Raw genomic sequence first — 16,646 nt, 5'->3', positions numbered from 1 at the left:
CGTTCAGAGAAGAGATTCTCGCTTCGCTTGCATCGTTGTAATAAAAAATAAAGATCCACGCAATTCCAACTTATTGTCAATATACCTTATACGTCGCTCCATGCATCGAAATTGCCTGCGAATTCCGAAACACTCATTTATGGTTGAGGCGCAGCTTGTGCAAAAAAAACGAAATTTATCAAATTAAATACGAAAAAACCATATGTTGGCCGATATTGTAAAAGCTCCCTTGTGGAATCGAAGAAATATTTATGGAAAATATCATTTGTATATGTAAAAGGTCGTTACGAAGAAAAAAAAGCTATCATAAGACTATTTATTTATTATAATGCCATAGGTCAAATCCTTTACCGATACATTGTTTAACCCGAATATATGGTGCGTACCCGCTGTAAACTGCCGGAAGCAACAATATGACGAGTAGTTTATCTGTCGGGGCAATCTCATGGAGGATCTTTTAGTGACCAGGATTACCCCCAAGCAGGAGAATAAAGACAGTATAGGATCAGTTTTAGTGGTTGGCTCAGGCATAGGAGGCATGCAGGCGGCCCTCGACCTTGCCAACAGCGGTCTGATGGTGCACCTGATCAATGATGAACCATCCATCGGCGGGACAATGTCCAGACTGGACAAAACCTTCCCGACCGGTGACTGCGCCATGTGTATGATTTCTCCACGTATGGTCGAATCCAGTCGACACCACAACATCAAAATGCACACCCTGGCCAAGGTGGTCAGTGTCTCCGGCCATGAAGGCAATTTTACCGCCACCATCGAGCAAAAAGCGCGGTATGTCGATCCTGAACGTTGTACCGGCTGCGGCGCCTGTGAGCCCGAATGTCCAACAAAGGTTATAAATATTTTTAACCTCGGCTTAGACAAGCGAAAAGCCATTTATTCACTCTTTCCCCAAGCGGTTCCCAATACCCGGGCGATAGATCCGGCCCATTGTCTCTACTTGACCAAAAATGTCTGTCGCAAATGCGAGAAAGTCTGCGACGCTTTAGCGATTAATTTTGCCGATGAAGACAAACTGATCGATCTTCAGGTCGGTTCCATCATTCTGACTCCCGGCCTGAAGACCTATCAGCCGGAGATTCGCCAGGAACTGGGCTATGGTAAGCTGAAAAATGTCGTGACTGCGCTCCAGTTCGAGCGGTTGCTGTCCGCTTCCGGTCCATGCAGCGGCACGATTGCACGGCCTTCCGACGGTGGCCATCCTAAACGATTGGCCTGGGTGCAGTGCGTCGGTTCCCGAAACGCCCATAACGGTAATCCCTGGTGCTCGTCGGTCTGCTGCATGTACGCAGCCAAACAGTCAATTATTGCCAAGGAACACGACAACGAAGTGCAGTCTACGGTGTTTTACATGGAACTGCGGGCCTTTGGCAAAGACTTTGACAAGTACATCGAAAAAGCAAAAAACGATGCAGGTGTTATTTATAAGCGGGCAATGATCGCCGAGATCGTCGAAGACCCCGAGACGAAGAATCTGCTCATTCATTCGGTCGGCGAGGACGGCAGATTAGTTAAAGAAGAGTTTGATATGGTCATTCTCTCCATCGGCTTCGAACCGCATAACGATGCAGCCGAGTTTGCAAAAATCTTCGGTATTGCCGCCGATGAATACGGTTTTGCCCAAACCTCGAAACTGCGGCCGGTTGATACGTCACGCAAAGGAATTTATGTAGCCGGTACCTATCAGGGACCAAAAGATATCCCTGAAACAGTTATTCAGGGCAGTGGCGCGGCGGCGGAAGCCATGGCGCTGCTTGGGGATCGCCGGGGTACGGAAGTTGAGGAGGTTGTTCTTCCTGACGAAAGGGACATCGAGGGTGAAGAATCGAAAATAGGTGTCATCGTCTGCCATTGCGGGACAAATATTGCCGGAACCGTCGATGTCAAAAAAGTGGCGGAAATGGCGGCAAAAGAACCTGGCGTTGCCCATGCCGAGACGATTATCTATGCCTGTGCCCCTGACGGACAGCAGAAAATCAGAGATCTGATTAAAGAAAAAAATCTCAACAGGGTCGTGGTCGCCTCCTGTACGCCACGTACCCATGCGGCTCTCTTTCAGGATACCATTCGAGAAGTCGGTCTGAACAGGTTTCTCTTTGAGCTGGCAGACATTCGTGAGCAGTGTTCCTGGTGTCATATGCATGACAATGAAAACGCCACCCATAAGGCGATCCAGATTGTCAATATGAACATAGCAAAAACCAAGCTGTTGGTGCCGGTGACTTCCGCCTCCGTTGGCGTGACGCACAATGCCCTTGTCGTGGGTGGCGGTATTGCCGGGATGCGGGCGTCTCTCTCGCTGGTTGAACAGGGTTATGGTGTTCATCTGGTTGAAAGAGCTGATACGCTTGGCGGGTTACTGCGAAATGTCCGTACCAACCTGGAGGGAGATGACGTGCAGGCCTTCCTGGCGGATGTGATGCAGCGGGTGGAAAACCATCCGGATATTACCGTGCATCTCGGGACCACAGTGGAAAAGGTTGATGGCTATGTTGGCAATTTTCAAACGACCCTGACCAACCGGGAGACCGTCAGTCACGGTGCACTGCTTATTGCCTCGGGAGGTGAGGAATACCAGCCGATCGAATATGGTTATGAGCAATCCGACAAAATAATCACCCAGCGCGAACTGGAAACATTGCTTGCCGATAAAGGCCCTGAAAATGACAAGTGCTATGTCATGATCCAGTGTGTCGGTTCACGCGAGGAGCCGAATAATTACTGCTCGCGTATCTGTTGCCAGGATGCACTGAAAAACAGTATTGCCATCAAAGAACAGGCGCCCGACGCCCAGGTGGTGGTCATTTATCGCGATATGCGGGCCTATGGTTTAAAAGAAGATTATTACCGTCGGGCACGGGATCTTGGGGTGCTGTTTTTCCTCTACACCCCGGATGAAAAACCGCAGGTAGATGTTGCCGGCGACAAGGTTAAGGTCACTCTGCCTGGAAAAGTACTCGGCATGGAAATGGCCATTGACGCCGACTATCTGGTGCTGTCAACGGGCTTGAGGCCTCAGCCGGATGGCGACGAGTTTGCCAAGAAATTCAAGCTGACCTGTAACATCGACGGCTTTCTCCTTGAGGCGCATGTCAAATTGCGTCCTGTCGATTTTCCGAGTGAGGGCTTTTTTCTGGCCGGCCTTGCCCATGCCCCGAAAAATCTGGAGGAAACCATCAGCCAGTCCCTGGCCGCAGCCGGCCGCGTCGGCGCGTTGCTGTCAAATGATACATTGACCGTTTCCGGAGTTATTTCCAAACACAACCGCAATATCTGCATGTCCTGCCTGGCCTGTGTGAAAAAGTGTCCTTTTGGCGCCCCTTTTATTGATACAGACGGACGGGTCAGCCATAATGAGGTAAAGTGTACGGGGTGCGGTATCTGTGCCGGGGTCTGCCCGGCCAAGGCGTACCAGGTCAATTACTTTCGTGATGACCAACTCCTGGCCATGGTCGATTCAGTAACGGAAATGACATAGCAGGAAAGACTGGTAGTGCCAAGAATCTCGACTGGTCTGCTGGTAATCGGGGTAAAATACTGAAGTCGGAGTTTGGTGCATGCAATTATTCAACAGGTCAATTCAACAAGAAGGAAAGAATAATGGTGATTGACACAGAAAAAATTGAAGAACCGAAAAGTCCGGAAAAGCCCCAGGAGGTTCCCGCTGACTGGCAGGCGAATATCATTGCCTTTGCCTGTCACTACTGTGCCTTTGCGGCAGCCGATCTTGCTGGAGTTATGCGGTTGCGCTACCCCCCCAATGTTAAGGTGGTGCGATTACCCTGTACGGGAAAACTTGATCATGTCTATCTGTTGCGTGCCTTTGAACGGGGTATTGACGGCGTTTTTGCCGCTGGCTGACTCGAAGGACAGTGTCATTTCCTGGAAGGAAATCTGAATGCGGTAAAAAGAGTCAGGCGGGTCAAAAAAATGTTGTATATGCTTGGGATAAATCCCGAGCGGCTGGAATTCTTTAATCTCTCGGCCGCCCAGGGGCCACGCTGGGCGGAGATTTGCACAAAATTCACCGAAAAAATTGTTGCGATGGGACCATCACCCATATGGTTTGCACTTCGGAAAAAAAAAGAATCCGCGCAAGCTGAAAAACAGGTTGCCTGACAGTACTTTTGGCGGAACTACCGTCTACTGATGAAGGAGTGGAAGAGCTATGATAGTAGGAGAGCAGAAACCGTTTGATGAAATATGGGAGATGGTCAAGGGCCACAAACAACTGACTGTCTTTGGTTGTAATACCTGTGTTGCCATCTGTCATCAGGGCGGCAATAAAGAGGCGGAAATACTTGCCTCCCTCCTGCGGATGCGGGCGACACAGGAAGGACTTGACATTGAAATAAAAAACGGCGGGATTGAGCGGCAGTGCGAACACCCCTTTTTTGAGTCCGCCAAAGAATTGCTTGATCAATCCGAGGCGGTTCTCAGTATGGCCTGTGGTATCGGCGTCCAGTTCGTTGCGGAAAAATACCTCAGCACTCCGGTCTATCCAGCATTAAATACGACATTTTTGGGAGATGTTAAACAGGATGGATACTTCACTGAAAAATGCCAGGCCTGTGGTGATTGCGTCCTTGGCGTAACCGGGGGGGTTTGTCCGGTCAGTCGTTGTTGCAAGCGTCTCTTTAACGGCCCGTGCGGTGGCTCGTCGAATGGGAAATGTGAAATTTCCAAAGATATAGATTGTGCCTGGCAGTTGGTTGTCGATCGCCTGGAAGCCCTTGGCAAGTTGGATGATTACGAGAAGTTAGCTCCTATTAAAGATTGGTCAAAAGATCGCGCAGGTGGCCCTCGGTCATTTAAATTGGAGGACTTTTAATCGTGGAAATTAAAACTAACAGCAGGCTTGAGAAGGTATTGAAAGGTGGTCATATAGCTGTCTCCAGTGAATGTGGGCCGCCACGCTCCAGTGATGCATCCGGCATTATCAAGAAGGGACATCTTATTAAAAATCATGTCGATTGTATCAATATCACCGACAACCAGACCTCTGTTACCAGGCTCTGCAGTCTGGCCTCCTGTATACATCTGAAGAATGAAGGTCTCGAACCGGTTTTACAGATGGTGGTCAGAGACAGAAACCGGATCGCCCTGCAGAGCGACATCCTGGGCGCGGCGTCATTTGGTATCAATAGTATGCTCTGTCTGTCCGGTGACCATCAAAGCTTCGGTGATCATCCCAAGGCGCAGAATGTTTTCGATCTGGATTCCATGCAGCTCCTGCAGACGGTGCGGTACATGCGTGATGAAGGAAAGTTTCTCGGCGGAGATGTCATAAAGGAACCGCCGAATATATTTGTCGGTGCTGCGGCCAATCCATTTGCCGATCCTTTTAAGATTCGCGTGCCGAGGCTTGCTAAAAAAATAGCTGCCGGTGCGGAATTTATTCAGACCCAGTGTGTCTATAACCTTGATAAATTTGAACTGTGGATGAAGGGAGTGGTAGAACGGGGACTGCACGAAAAAGTTTTTATAATGGCGGGTATTACCCCCATGCGATCAGTAGGTATGGCCAAGTATATGGCCCGGGCCGTGCCCGGTATGGATGTCCCCCAGGAGCTGATCAAACGTTTATCCGGGGTGCCAAAAGATAAACAGGCCGAGGAGGGAATAACTATTGCGGTCGAGGCTATCGAGAGGTTAAAAGAGTGTACCGGGGTGCGTGGTTTTCATATCATGGCTATCGAATGGGAAGAAAAAGTACCGGAGATAGTTGAGAGAGCAGGACTCTATCCAAGGCCGGTAATAGAATAGCAGTACGGGAGTAGGAAAAAAAGAGGTTTATAATGTGTCAGACAAGCGTATTTTTGGAAAAAAACGGTGAAGAAGAATTATTGGTGGAAAACGTGACAACTCTGGAGGTCCTTGACAACGGATGTAAAATTTCCTCCCTCTTTGAGGGACCGAGGGATTTTATGGGTGTTGCCATACGCCGTATTGATTTTGCCGGCGGCAAGGTTTTTTTATACAACAAAGGTTGAAACGATCCAGTAGCAGCTGGATATAATGGAGAGAGAATGGATAATGTTGAAAAATTGCGGGTAATGCTGCAACACTGGATTGACCATAATAAAGGTCATGTCGAAGAGTTCGAGAAATGGCGTAAGCTGATGGCCGACGAAGGACAGGTCTCGCTGGCCGAGAACATCACCGAGGCGGTTAAAACGATGGCCACCCTCAATGCCCAGCTGGGAAAAGCACTCCATGAAATTGGTGGACCAAACTCCCAAGGTCACCATGAACACGACCATGGTCATCATCATGGCCACTCCCATCATCACCATGATGAATAACATGTGGTGGGCAAATGCTATCTGCTGAGTTCTGACAGATAAATCCGGGCACTGAAAAGAACCGAGACGGAAGTAACGAACGTATCGTTACTTCCGTCTCGGTGTTTACCGCTTAGTAAAAAGATATCTACAAAAGCATTCAATGTGGGTCAGATCGAATGCCTTTGTTTAGGTGCTCATGGCAGAAAAAAGGTTATGAATTCTGCATTTCACAGGCCAAAATGGTATGCTTGCAAAGCACGGTTGTAGTGACTGACCCAACCCCTGCCGGAACTGGTGAAATTTTTTCAACAATAGGTTCGGCCGAAGCAAAATCAACATCACCACAGTATTTTCCCGGATTATCAGGGTCGGCGTTGATACCAACGTCTATTACAATTTGGCCAGGCTTGACAAAGTCAGCAGTCACCATTTTGGCGCGCCCCACTGCGGCAATAAGAATCTGGGCATCTTTACAGACCTCCGGCAAATTCTCCGTTCTTGAGTGACATATTGTAACCGTACCATGTTCACGTAACAGCAGCATTGCCATTGGTTTACCAACGACGAGTGACCTGCCCACCACCACACATTTTTTCCCTTTTATTGGGATATTGTAATGATGCAGCATTTCCATGCAGGCTTTTGGAGTACAGGGTGGAAATCCCGTTGGGTCGTCTGTAAAAACTTTCGCTGCACCCCCTATTGTGAGGCAGTCCACATCTTTTTCGACCGGTATAAGAGATCTGATTTTACGTTCATCAAGCGTTTTGGGAAGCGGAGAAAACATCAGAATACCGTTGATATCTTTTTTGGCACCAACTTCAACAACAGCTTTTTCAAACGAGACCTGGTCGATATCCTCTGGATATTCAAAAACTTCTGAATCCATTCCTACAGCTGTGCATGTTTTTTTTGCTCCGCCCTCATAAAACAGGTCGTCAGGTCTGGCGCCAACCCGGATAATGCCAAGTTTGGGGGTGATTCCTTTGCCCTTGAGGGTTTCAACTTTTTGGGTGAGTTCTGCCTTTATTGCATCTGCTACAGGTTTTCCTTTTAGAACTTCTGCCATTTTATTCACGCTCCCTATTTTGTTAATTTGGAAACTACAAGTTCAAAGGTTTCATCCGCAATCCTTGATCCGTCTTTGAGCAGTGTATTCATCTCTTCTTTGGTCTTATTCACAAATTCCTGATCTTTTATGGTATTCAAATTAATGATAACATTGAGGCTTCCAGAGACGAGTGCTGCCTTCATGAATGCTACACCACAGCCCACGTCAGAGATAGCGATCATAGTTCCGATCTGTCCCATTCTTTCATGGATTTTAATCCCTGCATATGCATTTCTCATGATTTCCATTGGTACTGAACAGGCTGTTTTGCAACAATCTTCCATTGTCTTTTGCTTGTAGGCAATCTCTTCCGGAGTGTTTTTTGGCAGTCCGTAGGCCTTGGACAATGGTTCAAAAACTTCAGCATCTTTATCAACAAGACTTTCCAGTTTTGCGATAATTATTGAACCTTTTGCAAGGAGTTCTTTGACTTCCTCTTCCACGTCAGCATATTTTTTCTTACCGAGCGTAAGATTTCCAACCATGTTGGAGAGTGCCATGCCAATGGCACCTCCCATTGCGGCAGCGCCTCCGCCACCAGGTACAGCTGCTTTTGAGGCCAGAACATCGTTGAAATCTTTACATGTTTTGTCAAGCATTGACATTTTTAAGGTCTCCTTTTTGCTGTGATTAATTGATGACAATTGACCCGTTTGTTAAAGTTACTTCAATCGGTAACAAGGACTAGAAAGAAGGGCTCTATTGTCTTTTAGTGATTCAGAATAATTTTATTTGCTTTTTACTCCTCAAGGGGTATTGAAGAAGTCCCAGTATGACGAAGAGATCGGGCGAAAAGGTATTAAATTAATGGGCCCATAGATGGCAGGAAACAGAGGATAGTCCACTGTTTCTAACAGGTTGGCTGTTTTTAACATTTTGGATTCTGATGGGCTATCGCTCTCATTTATCCAGAAGTCAACATAGTTTATAACTGCTGACGGTCATGCAAAAGATATAAAAGAGACTGTAGTTCTTCCGGATAAAGTGTGTTTCCTGTCAACCCCTTGGTCGCCATAAGGGAGTGGAGCTGTGAAGAATAGGGAAACAACATCATACCGATTTTGTTGCTGAAAGTGACGAGTTTTTGCTGCCAGGCGTAACATGGTACGGGATTGGTAGAGTCATATCTCTACCAATCCCGCAGACTTCTAAGAGGGGGAGTCTAAAATACACCCTCAACCTTACCGGTTTCAACATCGACATCAACCCGCTTGAAGGCAGGGTTTGAACTGGTGCCAGGCATAAGGCTGATAGTTCCGGCAACAGGTACGATAAACCCTGCGCCTCCGTAGGTCAAAACTTCACGAATGGTCAGGCGCCAGTTAACGGGCACCCCCTTCAGGGTAGGATTGTCGGACAGCGACAGATGGGTTTTCACCATACACATACCCATCTTGGAGAGTACCGGGTCTTTCTGGATTCTGGAAATGGCTTTGTTGGCATCTGCCGAATAGTCAACCCCGTCTGCCCCGTACACTTCCTTGGCGATAAGCTCGATTCTCTCTTTGATCGGCATATCCAGTTCGTAGAGGAATTTGAAATCATTCTTGTCTTCGCAGGCCTCGACAACGGTCTTGGCGAACTCGATAGCACCTTCGCCACCTTTCTCCCAATGCCTGGACAGGGCGACCCGGGCACCTTCGGCTTCGCACAGTTCGCGAACCTTGGCAATTTCCGCATCAGTATCCGTGTAGAAGGCGTTGATACAGACAACTGGGGCGATACCTGCCTTTCTGACGTTTCTGATGTGGTGAATAAGGTTGGCACAGCCATCGGCAACCCAGCCCACGTTTTCCGTGCTATATTCGACGGGCATTGGTTTGCCGGGAACCGGGACAGGTGCGCCGCCGTGACACTTGAGAGCTCTGATGGTCGCAACGACAACCGCACAGTCCGGCTTAAGACCGGAATAACGGCATTTGAGGTTCCAGAATTTTTCGAAACCGATATCGGCGCCGAAACCTGATTCGGTGACATGGTAGTCGGCCAGTTTCAGACCAATACGGTCGGCGATGATGGAACTCTGACCAATAGCGATATTGGCGAAAGGCCCGGCGTGAACGATAACCGGCTGTCCTTCGAGGGTCTGCATGAGGGATGGGTTCAAAGCATCAACCATCCATGCGGTCATGGCGCCGGCAACCTGAAGGTCTTCAGTAGTGACCGGTTTGCCTTTTTTGTTGTAGGCAACAACGATCTTGCCCATTCTTTCCCGCATATCCTTGAGATCCGTGGCGATAGCAAGGATAGCCATGACCTCGGAAGAGACGGCAATACCGAACTTTGATTTCATCATGAAACCATCGGATTTACCATTGACGCCATCAATACCGATGATGATGTTTCGCAGTGACTGGCAGCAGAAATCCATGATCCAACCCATTTCAACGTTAGTCGGGTCGATATCGAGGCGCTTCATACCGGAAAGTCTTTCCAGCTGCTCATCGTCGTAGTTTCTCTCATGCTGCAGGCGTGAGGTCAGGGCAACCATGGCGAGGTTGTGGGCGTTCATGATGGCGTTGATGTCGCCGGTGAATCCCAGAGAAAAAGGTGTGAGTGGAATACATTGAGCAAGTCCACCACCAGCCGCCGATCCTTTGATGTTCATGGTTGGGCCGCCGGATGGCTGACGAATAGCCGCACAGACACTTTTACCTATCTTACCGAGACCTTGAACGAGGCCCATGGAAGAGGTTGATTTGCCTTCACCTAGCGGGGTCGGGGTGATTGCCGTAACATCAATGTACTTGCCATCTGGTTTGTCTTTTAAACGATCCAGGACTTTGCGGAAATCGATTTTCGCAATGTAGTGACCCTGAGGGAGTAGTTCTTCCTTGGTCAGCCCAAGTTTTTCGCCGATCTCATAGATCGTCAACATCGTTTTTTCTGCGTCCTGCGCAATCTCCCAATCTGCATGTTTGGTAGGATCTAAGACCATTGTTCACTCCTTTGTTAGATTGAGGCCCGATATGAGCCAAGTTTAAAAACGCGATTAAAAAAACGCGATTATAACGTGCGGTGAAGTCTTGAAACAACAAGTACTGCGAAAAAATTTAAAGACCGGAATCGATCATAAGTGCGGTGAGAAGAAATAAGACAAACTGACTGTGTCATAAGATCTTTCCTCTGTAGAAAAATCAAGTCTCTGGTGAGTCATAGACGACTCCTTTAACTATTCGAACAATTGCAAACTGGTACCACAAATTTTGATGATTATCAATTGGTTTTAGCTGAAAGCGGCCTGAAAAAATACATTATTAATACAAGCCACTAGGGCTTGTATTAACGATTGTTTTCGCTAGGCCCTTTTGGAGAAGATTCATGACTATCTGAATCGTCAATTATACTTAACATTGTTGTGCAAAATGTACGTAAAGTTCATCTTTTTTTGTTAAAAAGATATTCGATCAAATAGTTATTTTCTAGGTTAGGTCTAGCTATTTTTTTTATGTTGTTGTATATAGGATGTATTTACTTTTAGACTTAAATAATGGATGAGATGCAGCATGCAGGTTCAAGGAGAATGTTGTATCTTTTGGTTGTGCGGTTTGTGGGAATGTGTGCTGCCCTGAAAGAAGTGCATCCGTCGCAAGGTTTATTCAGCCTATGCCCTCTGGTTTTGCAGGCGGTTATGTATGTATTTTCCGAGAACACCAACAGCGATGTCAGCAGATCGAAACACCGGCAGGCCATGATTCTGAATGCCGTCGGCCATGGGATCGTACAATCTGCCGCTGTCGACAACGACGACCAGTGGCTTGGATGAGGCCATATTCAGAACAGAAATTCGTTCGACTATGGAATTTTCAGAACTGAAGGTATTGTTTCTGGCCAATTCTTCCGGCAGCGTATGGAGGAGAGGGGTTAAGGGCACAATGGCGACAGAAAGTGCATGAAATCTCCGGCGGTCAAATCGAGCTGGTTGCCGATGGAAATAGCGTAGGCGGGATCGAGAAAGGTGAGAGTGCTCATCCGGGTGATCATATAAGCGCCACTCTGGCTCCCAGTCCGATAGTGCGCGTATAGGTTCCTCGGGTTTTAGTTCATGCGGCAATTTCCCTGACACTGGGGGTACCTGCCTGGCTGTGACAGGATACCTAAGCTGTTGGCTCCAAGAAATATCGGTGCCTGGGAAGATTTTTTTCGTGCTGCAAGAATATTTTCCTGGATCTGCCTTACGAGATGTTGCTGGTCCTGCTGTTCTCCGATCCCTCCGGAAATCAGGATGGCGCTTTCCGCAAGACTATTTTGCAGGATTTCCTCTATCATGATTGGAACCTGCGCACCATTTACCGCCAATATCATCAGATCGACTTTTTCTTTCAGAGCGATCAGATGCGATATGGTGCTGATGCCGTCAATCGCACCGGCCTCGGGATGGATAATGGGCAGGTTTTCTCTTGAAAAGCCGGCTGCCAGGATGTTATCCAGGATGATGCGGCCGATATTGATCTTTTTTGTGGAAATCCCGACAACGCAGATCGTCGCTGGGTGGAGAAGCCTGTCGATTTTTTTCAATCGGTCTTGTTGGCTGCAGCCGTTTGTCGGTGGAGAATTTGCACAAGCCATCAAGGGGCATCATCAGATAGTTACTGAAGGCAAAAGGGTTAACTTCAAGTTCTTACGGAATTTCAAAACTCACCCGCCGGATGGTGGAGAGTACGTCTTCACCATTTTTGCCGGTAATCCTCACTCCACCCACATCGCTTTTGTGCAGGATGTATTCAGAGACAATTTTTATTACCACCTTGTCACCGGGTAATCCATGCAATCTTGACACATCCAGTCGATCGTCTTTGCCATGAAAATAAAATTGCGGTGGTGTTTCTCCGCCGATCAACTGATATTGTCGTCCTCTCCGCCGGTGTTCGGCTGAATACGGCGCTGGCCCGGCAAGCTGGAATCACGGTCGGCATGTCAGGGGAAGTAAGTGTCGACCGATCAAAAGTCACTGAGAAATGCAACAGAACCGGAAAAGGAAAATTTCTCCGGCACTGCGCTGCCGTCTGCAGGGAAAGATACCATTAATCAGTCGTTTTTGGCGGAGCTTTTTCGGTCACTTCCGCCGCGGGGAATTGTTTTATTTCTCCATTTAAGGTGATGACCGTCCAGTTGCTGTTCTCATCACATGCCTTGATCAGGCATTGCAACTTTTCATCGTTTTTTAAGGCCAGGGTACATTCTTCATTGATATTTCTATTGATAATTGACTGGAAAGGGCTTTCCGCTGCAATCTTTTTAAATTTGTCCACCGCGACTTCAAACGCAAGTATTCTCTCATACTCCACAGGATCAAGTTCGTGTAACTCCTGTCGGAGCGTTTCGATCTCCTTTTTTCTGGCAGCAATGCGGACTATCGCTTTTTCTATTTCTTCTTTTTCGGCAGAGGGGATGGAAAAGAGGATCTGTTTTTGGATATCAAGATCTGCTTCAATGTAGTTAATTTTTTTCAGAAGAGCCTGTGTTTTAGGGTGTGTCATATTCGATGTCCGAGGGTAAAGGAAAAAACCTAAAGAGGGTGATTGGTTTATGCTTGGTTGCATTATACAGGCAGCTAAGGAATAAAGATGCTTTGAAAACGGAATAAATTATACACTGTTTGTCAGAAAAGTGGGGTAGGTGGCTGAAGTAATTAAGCATATTGACAGAGCAAAGGCAATAATTGCTTCGTTGCAGACCAGGTGAGCCTTTTTCTCGTTTGCTGGGATGAGAGATTTGACCACCGGGGCATCTTTTTTAGAAAAATTGTCCCGGTAGTCGATTGTTTTCCAATGCAGTGCCGGAAAATTATTTAAGGTGGCTGCAGATAATTTTCAAGGCTCGCCGAACTGGTTCGGCAGCGCCCCAGAGCAGCTGATCGCCGACTGTAAACGCTGTCAAATATTCCGGGCCAATATTCATTTTATGAATTCGGCCGATTGGAACGGTAAGTGTTCCGGAAACTTTTACCGGAGTCAATTCCCGGGAACTGATCTGTCTGTCGTTGGGGATGACCCGTACCCACTCATTATGGTCAGCAATGATCGTCTCGATTTCTTCGACACTGACATCTCTTTTCAGTTTGATGGTCAGCCCCTGGGAATGGCAACGCATGGCGCCGATTCGCACACAGAGTCCATCAATCGGGATTATTCGGTCAGCACTGTTACCGAGGATTTTATTCGTCTCTGCGATGCCTTTCCACTCTTCCTTGGATTGGCCACTGGCCACCGGCACATCGATCCATGGAATAAGACTGGCGGCAAGAGGAACGCCCCAGTTGTCCATTGAGAGGGAGCCGTCGTTCAATTTGGCGGTGATTTTCTTGTCGATATCCAAAATAGCCGAAGAGGGATCGGCCAGAAGACCGTTAACCTCTCCGTGCAGTTGCCCCATCTGGGAGATGAGTTCACGCATGTTTTTTGCACCGGCGCCACTTGCTGCCTGGTAGGTCATTGAGCTGATCCATTCAACCAGATCTTTTTCGAAGAGACCGCCAAGTGCCATCATCATAAGGGACACAGTGCAGTTACCTCCGATATAGTTTTTGATACCTTTCTCAAGACCTGCATCAATGACCGACCGGTTTACCGGATCAAGGACAATGATTGCATCGTCCTGCATCCTCAGCGTAGATGCAGCGTCAATCCAAAAGCCGTTCCAGCCGGCGCGGAGTGACTCATAGACCTTGGTGGTGTATCCTCCGCCCTGGCAAGAGAGGATGATATCCATTTCGGCCAGTCGGCTGATATTCATGGCATCTTCTAGAGTCGTCGAGCCGTTGCCGACATCGGGTCCGGCCTGACCTACCTGAGATGTGGTGAAAAATACCGGTTCAAAACCCTGGAAATCGTTCTCCTTCAACATCCGGTCCATGAGAACAGAACCGACCATTCCTCGCCAACCGATAAATCCTACCTTAAGCATTGCAGACTCCATGAGTATAATTGTATGTATTTCTTAGTAATTTTGACAAAGGTACCTCAAATTAGGGTAATAAATCTGGAGCAGATAAATATACATAAAATAAATGAGAAATGCGCGGGAAAAAAGAACGGGAAAGGGCTAAAAACAATTACTTTGATCTGGATGATCTGCAAAAAAGATAAGAACCCACAATAAAAGACCCGACAAGAATATATATATCGGCGAGATTGAAAATCCCCGTCCGGAAATTGCCGATGCCAAGACTCAAAAAATCGGTAACACCGCCACCATGCAGAACTCTGTCCAAAAGATTGCTTAAGCCACCGCCGGTAACAAATACCAGAGGCATATCGTAACGAATTGTTCTTTTCCTAGAATAAAAAAGGTAAAAAAGACAACTGATAAGAAGAAAGGATACACAGATATTAAGAAAAAAAAATCGGACATTCTCTGGGAAACTACTCACTATTCCCAGAAAACCACCGTGGTTTACAACAAGAGACATTTGAAAAAAATTATTCCAAAAAGATATCTCACCAGATGTTGGTAAATATTTTACAGCAAGAAGCTTTGTGTACTGGTCGGTAGCAATGATGATAAGAAGCAGTGTTACAGAGCGAAAAACACCTCCTTTTTCAAAGTGTTTTTTCAATTGAAAGGAAGACATTTTTTGCATAAAAAAGAAAAGAGAAAGGATTGTTTATCCCGTCGATTTTTATTTTTTTCTTAAAAGATAGAGGTACATGTCGGCCAACTATCGACAGTTATGAGTTGAATGTCAACTCTCTTTCCTCTTATCCATACCTGCGTGTGTTAAAAAAGTTGAAGCTGAAGAGAGAGTTCGCTAGAGTGATGCGCTAGTAAACATTTACAGAAATTTTATGCAAAGGTTTTTTTAGAATATTTTTGGGTAGCAGTCAGGAGAATTACATAATGAAAATCGGTATCATAGGTGGATCGGGACTTGACGATCCTGATATTTTGCAGGAACCACAGACTGTCGATGTCGATACGACTTTTGGTAAACCATCGTCTACACTGACGATCGGCAAGATTGCTGGGGTGGAGACGGTGATTTTGGCACGGCATGGACACAGGCATCAATATAGCCCGACCCAGGTGAACAACCGGGCGAATATTATGGCTCTGAAACAGCTCGGGGTAAGCCATATCATCGCGACGACCGCCTGTGGCAGCCTCAGGACGGAAATTGAACGAGGGCATCTGGTTATTATTGATCAGTTTCTTGATTTTACCCGTTTTAGAAAAAATACTTTCTTTGATTCCTTCGATAATGGTATTCACCACGTATCTATGGCGTATCCTTTTGACGAGGTACTGCGTCGGACTTTGGTTGAGGTTGGGCTGGAGCTTGGCTTGACACTGCATCCTGATGGATGTGTTGTTACTATTGAAGGCCCGCGCTTTTCAACCGTTGCCGAATCAAAAATGTTTCGGCTTTGGGGGGCGGATGTTATAAACATGTCGACGGCACCTGAGGCTATGCTTGCGAACGAATTAAAGATCCCTTATGCCGCTGTGGCAATGTCCACAGATTACGATTGTTGGAAAGTTGATGAGGGACCTGTCAGTTGGGATGAGATTCTCGAAGTTTTTCAGAAAAATGCTGATAATGTCAAACTACTGCTTGTGAAAGTAATAGAAAAATTTAACAAAGAGAGCAAATAGAGGGCAGACATGGATTTGAAAAAATGCGTACGCAGCATTGTTGACTGGCCTATAGAAGGGGTAATTTTTCGAGACTTGACGACGTTGATGAAAAATCCGCTGGCACTGAAGGAATCGTGTGATATTTTATACGAACGTTACCGTGACCAGCATATTGATAAGATTGTCGGCATTGATGCCAGAGGGTTTGTCTTCGGTGCTGTGTTGGCCTATAAATTGGGTCTTGGTTTCGTACCGGTACGAAAAAAAGGTAAACTGCCGCATGACACGATAGAAGAGATATATAGTCTTGAATATGGCGCCGGAGTAATGGAAATTCACAGTGATGCGATAAGTCACGGTGAAAAGGTCGTTATTATCGATGATCTGATTGCCACCGGCGGCACGATTGGCGCGACCGTAAAACTGGTTGAAAAGCTTGGTGGAGAAATCGTTGAGTGTGCTTTCCTCATCGAGTTGCCGGATTTGAAGGGCAGGGAGCAGATCGCAAATTGTGCCATTTTCTCCATTATGGAATTTGAAGGAGAGTAGCAGTCAAACCGGCCGGAGAGTAGACTATTTGATGGGAATTTATCAAACAGTACAACCATAAAAGCAAAGCCGTAAACGACAAAAGCCTCGGACACGAAAGTGTC

The 16,646-nt window shown here is 46.9% G+C and carries 18 protein-coding genes; 9 read left to right on the top strand and 9 right to left on the bottom strand.

What is annotated here, in order from left to right; genetic code table 11:
• Positions 1 to 445 precede the first annotated feature (445 nt).
• From ACYQ8U_RS08120 to ACYQ8U_RS08095, 6 genes are all read left to right on the top strand, one after another.
• On the top strand, positions 446 to 3,496 hold the full coding sequence (locus tag ACYQ8U_RS08120) for an FAD-dependent oxidoreductase (protein WP_459945034.1): 3,051 nt from the start codon (positions 446 to 448) through the stop codon (positions 3,494 to 3,496).
• 122 nt (positions 3,497 to 3,618) lie between these two features.
• Entirely contained in the window at positions 3,619 to 4,137 is a 519-nt protein-coding gene (locus ACYQ8U_RS08115) for a hydrogenase iron-sulfur subunit (RefSeq protein ID WP_459945033.1), read from the top strand.
• Positions 4,138 to 4,186: 49 nt separating this feature from the next.
• Positions 4,187 to 4,849 (top strand): methylenetetrahydrofolate reductase C-terminal domain-containing protein, encoded by a 663-nt coding sequence (locus ACYQ8U_RS08110; RefSeq protein ID WP_459945032.1) that lies wholly within the window; start codon positions 4,187 to 4,189, stop codon positions 4,847 to 4,849.
• A 2-nt stretch (positions 4,850 to 4,851) separates the two neighbouring features.
• Entirely contained in the window at positions 4,852 to 5,784 is a 933-nt protein-coding gene (locus tag ACYQ8U_RS08105; protein ID WP_459945031.1) for a methylenetetrahydrofolate reductase, read from the top strand.
• 32 nt (positions 5,785 to 5,816) lie between these two features.
• Positions 5,817 to 6,011: a CooT family nickel-binding protein gene (locus ACYQ8U_RS08100; RefSeq protein ID WP_459945030.1), complete on the top strand. Its 195-nt coding sequence runs from the start codon at positions 5,817 to 5,819 to the stop codon at positions 6,009 to 6,011.
• Positions 6,012 to 6,047: 36 nt separating this feature from the next.
• Positions 6,048 to 6,323, top strand: coding sequence for a DUF8180 domain-containing protein (locus ACYQ8U_RS08095; protein ID WP_459945029.1), 276 nt, complete (start codon positions 6,048 to 6,050; stop codon positions 6,321 to 6,323).
• Between the two features lie 193 nt (positions 6,324 to 6,516).
• Here the strand turns inward: ACYQ8U_RS08095 and ACYQ8U_RS08090 are convergent, their stop codons facing one another.
• The 6 genes from ACYQ8U_RS08090 to ACYQ8U_RS08065 all read right to left on the bottom strand — a co-directional run bounded on the left by ACYQ8U_RS08090 (position 6,517) and on the right by ACYQ8U_RS08065 (position 12,187).
• A complete protein-coding gene (locus ACYQ8U_RS08090) occupies positions 6,517 to 7,374 on the bottom strand; it encodes a bifunctional 5,10-methylenetetrahydrofolate dehydrogenase/5,10-methenyltetrahydrofolate cyclohydrolase (RefSeq protein WP_459945028.1) in 858 nt (285 codons plus the stop codon).
• Positions 7,375 to 7,388: 14 nt separating this feature from the next.
• Positions 7,389 to 8,015 carry a cyclodeaminase/cyclohydrolase family protein gene (locus tag ACYQ8U_RS08085; RefSeq protein ID WP_459945194.1) on the bottom strand — a complete coding sequence of 209 codons (627 nt, stop codon included), beginning with the start codon at positions 8,013 to 8,015 and terminating at the stop codon, positions 7,389 to 7,391.
• A gap of 563 nt (positions 8,016 to 8,578) precedes the next feature.
• Entirely contained in the window at positions 8,579 to 10,354 is a 1,776-nt protein-coding gene (locus tag ACYQ8U_RS08080) for a formate--tetrahydrofolate ligase (protein WP_459945027.1), read from the bottom strand.
• A 666-nt stretch (positions 10,355 to 11,020) separates the two neighbouring features.
• Complete coding sequence (locus tag ACYQ8U_RS08075; protein ID WP_459945026.1) at positions 11,021 to 11,290, bottom strand: hypothetical protein; 270 nt, start codon at positions 11,288 to 11,290, stop codon at positions 11,021 to 11,023.
• A 164-nt stretch (positions 11,291 to 11,454) separates the two neighbouring features.
• Positions 11,455 to 11,985 (bottom strand): CoA-binding protein, encoded by a 531-nt coding sequence (locus ACYQ8U_RS08070; protein WP_459945025.1) that lies wholly within the window; start codon positions 11,983 to 11,985, stop codon positions 11,455 to 11,457.
• A gap of 52 nt (positions 11,986 to 12,037) precedes the next feature.
• Positions 12,038 to 12,187, bottom strand: coding sequence for an acetate--CoA ligase family protein (locus ACYQ8U_RS08065; protein ID WP_459945024.1), 150 nt, complete (start codon positions 12,185 to 12,187; stop codon positions 12,038 to 12,040).
• Positions 12,188 to 12,189: 2 nt separating this feature from the next.
• On the opposite strand from ACYQ8U_RS08065, the gene ACYQ8U_RS08060 reads away from it, so the two are divergent.
• Positions 12,190 to 12,444, top strand: a complete 255-nt coding sequence (locus tag ACYQ8U_RS08060; RefSeq protein ID WP_459945023.1) for a hypothetical protein — start codon at positions 12,190 to 12,192, stop codon at positions 12,442 to 12,444.
• On the opposite strand, the gene ACYQ8U_RS08055 is transcribed toward ACYQ8U_RS08060, so the two are convergent.
• The 3 genes from ACYQ8U_RS08055 to lspA form a co-directional block, all read right to left on the bottom strand.
• The gene (locus ACYQ8U_RS08055) at positions 12,441 to 12,896 is read right to left on the bottom strand and encodes a hypothetical protein (RefSeq protein ID WP_459945022.1); all 456 of its coding nucleotides are present in this window, start codon (positions 12,894 to 12,896) and stop codon (positions 12,441 to 12,443) included. The genes ACYQ8U_RS08060 and ACYQ8U_RS08055 overlap by 4 nt on opposite strands.
• Before the next feature lie 307 nt (positions 12,897 to 13,203).
• On the bottom strand, positions 13,204 to 14,322 hold the full coding sequence (asd, locus tag ACYQ8U_RS08050; RefSeq protein ID WP_459945021.1) for an aspartate-semialdehyde dehydrogenase: 1,119 nt from the start codon (positions 14,320 to 14,322) through the stop codon (positions 13,204 to 13,206).
• Between the two features lie 148 nt (positions 14,323 to 14,470).
• Positions 14,471 to 14,989 (bottom strand): signal peptidase II, encoded by a 519-nt coding sequence (lspA, locus tag ACYQ8U_RS08045; protein WP_459945020.1) that lies wholly within the window; start codon positions 14,987 to 14,989, stop codon positions 14,471 to 14,473.
• 263 nt (positions 14,990 to 15,252) lie between these two features.
• Here lspA and mtnP point away from each other — a divergent pair, with 263 nt between their 5' ends.
• On the top strand, positions 15,253 to 16,011 hold the full coding sequence (mtnP, locus tag ACYQ8U_RS08040) for an S-methyl-5'-thioadenosine phosphorylase (RefSeq protein ID WP_459945193.1): 759 nt from the start codon (positions 15,253 to 15,255) through the stop codon (positions 16,009 to 16,011).
• A 9-nt stretch (positions 16,012 to 16,020) separates the two neighbouring features.
• On the top strand, positions 16,021 to 16,542 hold the full coding sequence (locus ACYQ8U_RS08035; RefSeq protein ID WP_459945019.1) for an adenine phosphoribosyltransferase: 522 nt from the start codon (positions 16,021 to 16,023) through the stop codon (positions 16,540 to 16,542).
• Positions 16,543 to 16,646 lie beyond the last annotated feature (104 nt).

The organism is Desulfocastanea catecholica, from assembly GCF_054657295.1.
Note: the sequence above shows the minus strand (reverse complement) of the source record. Positions and strands in the feature narration are given on the sequence as shown.

What these genes read in the sequence shown, in the direction of transcription:
- ACYQ8U_RS08095 (WP_459945029.1), top strand. Translation starts at nt 6,048, where the DNA reads ATGGATAATGTTGAAAAATTGCGGGTAATGCTGCAACACTGGATTGAC.
- ACYQ8U_RS08085 (WP_459945194.1), bottom strand. Translation starts at nt 8,015, where the DNA reads ATGCTTGACAAAACATGTAAAGATTTCAACGATGTTCTGGCCTCAAAA.
- ACYQ8U_RS08055 (WP_459945022.1), bottom strand. Translation starts at nt 12,896, where the DNA reads ATGACACACCCTAAAACACAGGCTCTTCTGAAAAAAATTAACTACATT.
- ACYQ8U_RS08080 (WP_459945027.1), bottom strand. Translation starts at nt 10,354, where the DNA reads ATGGTCTTAGATCCTACCAAACATGCAGATTGGGAGATTGCGCAGGAC.
- ACYQ8U_RS08110 (WP_459945032.1), top strand. Translation starts at nt 4,187, where the DNA reads ATGATAGTAGGAGAGCAGAAACCGTTTGATGAAATATGGGAGATGGTC.
- lspA (WP_459945020.1), bottom strand. Translation starts at nt 14,989, where the DNA reads ATGTCTTCCTTTCAATTGAAAAAACACTTTGAAAAAGGAGGTGTTTTT.
- ACYQ8U_RS08090 (WP_459945028.1), bottom strand. Translation starts at nt 7,374, where the DNA reads ATGGCAGAAGTTCTAAAAGGAAAACCTGTAGCAGATGCAATAAAGGCA.
- asd (WP_459945021.1), bottom strand. Translation starts at nt 14,322, where the DNA reads ATGCTTAAGGTAGGATTTATCGGTTGGCGAGGAATGGTCGGTTCTGTT.
- ACYQ8U_RS08100 (WP_459945030.1), top strand. Translation starts at nt 5,817, where the DNA reads ATGTGTCAGACAAGCGTATTTTTGGAAAAAAACGGTGAAGAAGAATTA.
- ACYQ8U_RS08070 (WP_459945025.1), bottom strand. Translation starts at nt 11,985, where the DNA reads ATGGCTTGTGCAAATTCTCCACCGACAAACGGCTGCAGCCAACAAGAC.
- ACYQ8U_RS08120 (WP_459945034.1), top strand. Translation starts at nt 446, where the DNA reads ATGGAGGATCTTTTAGTGACCAGGATTACCCCCAAGCAGGAGAATAAA.
- ACYQ8U_RS08035 (WP_459945019.1), top strand. Translation starts at nt 16,021, where the DNA reads ATGGATTTGAAAAAATGCGTACGCAGCATTGTTGACTGGCCTATAGAA.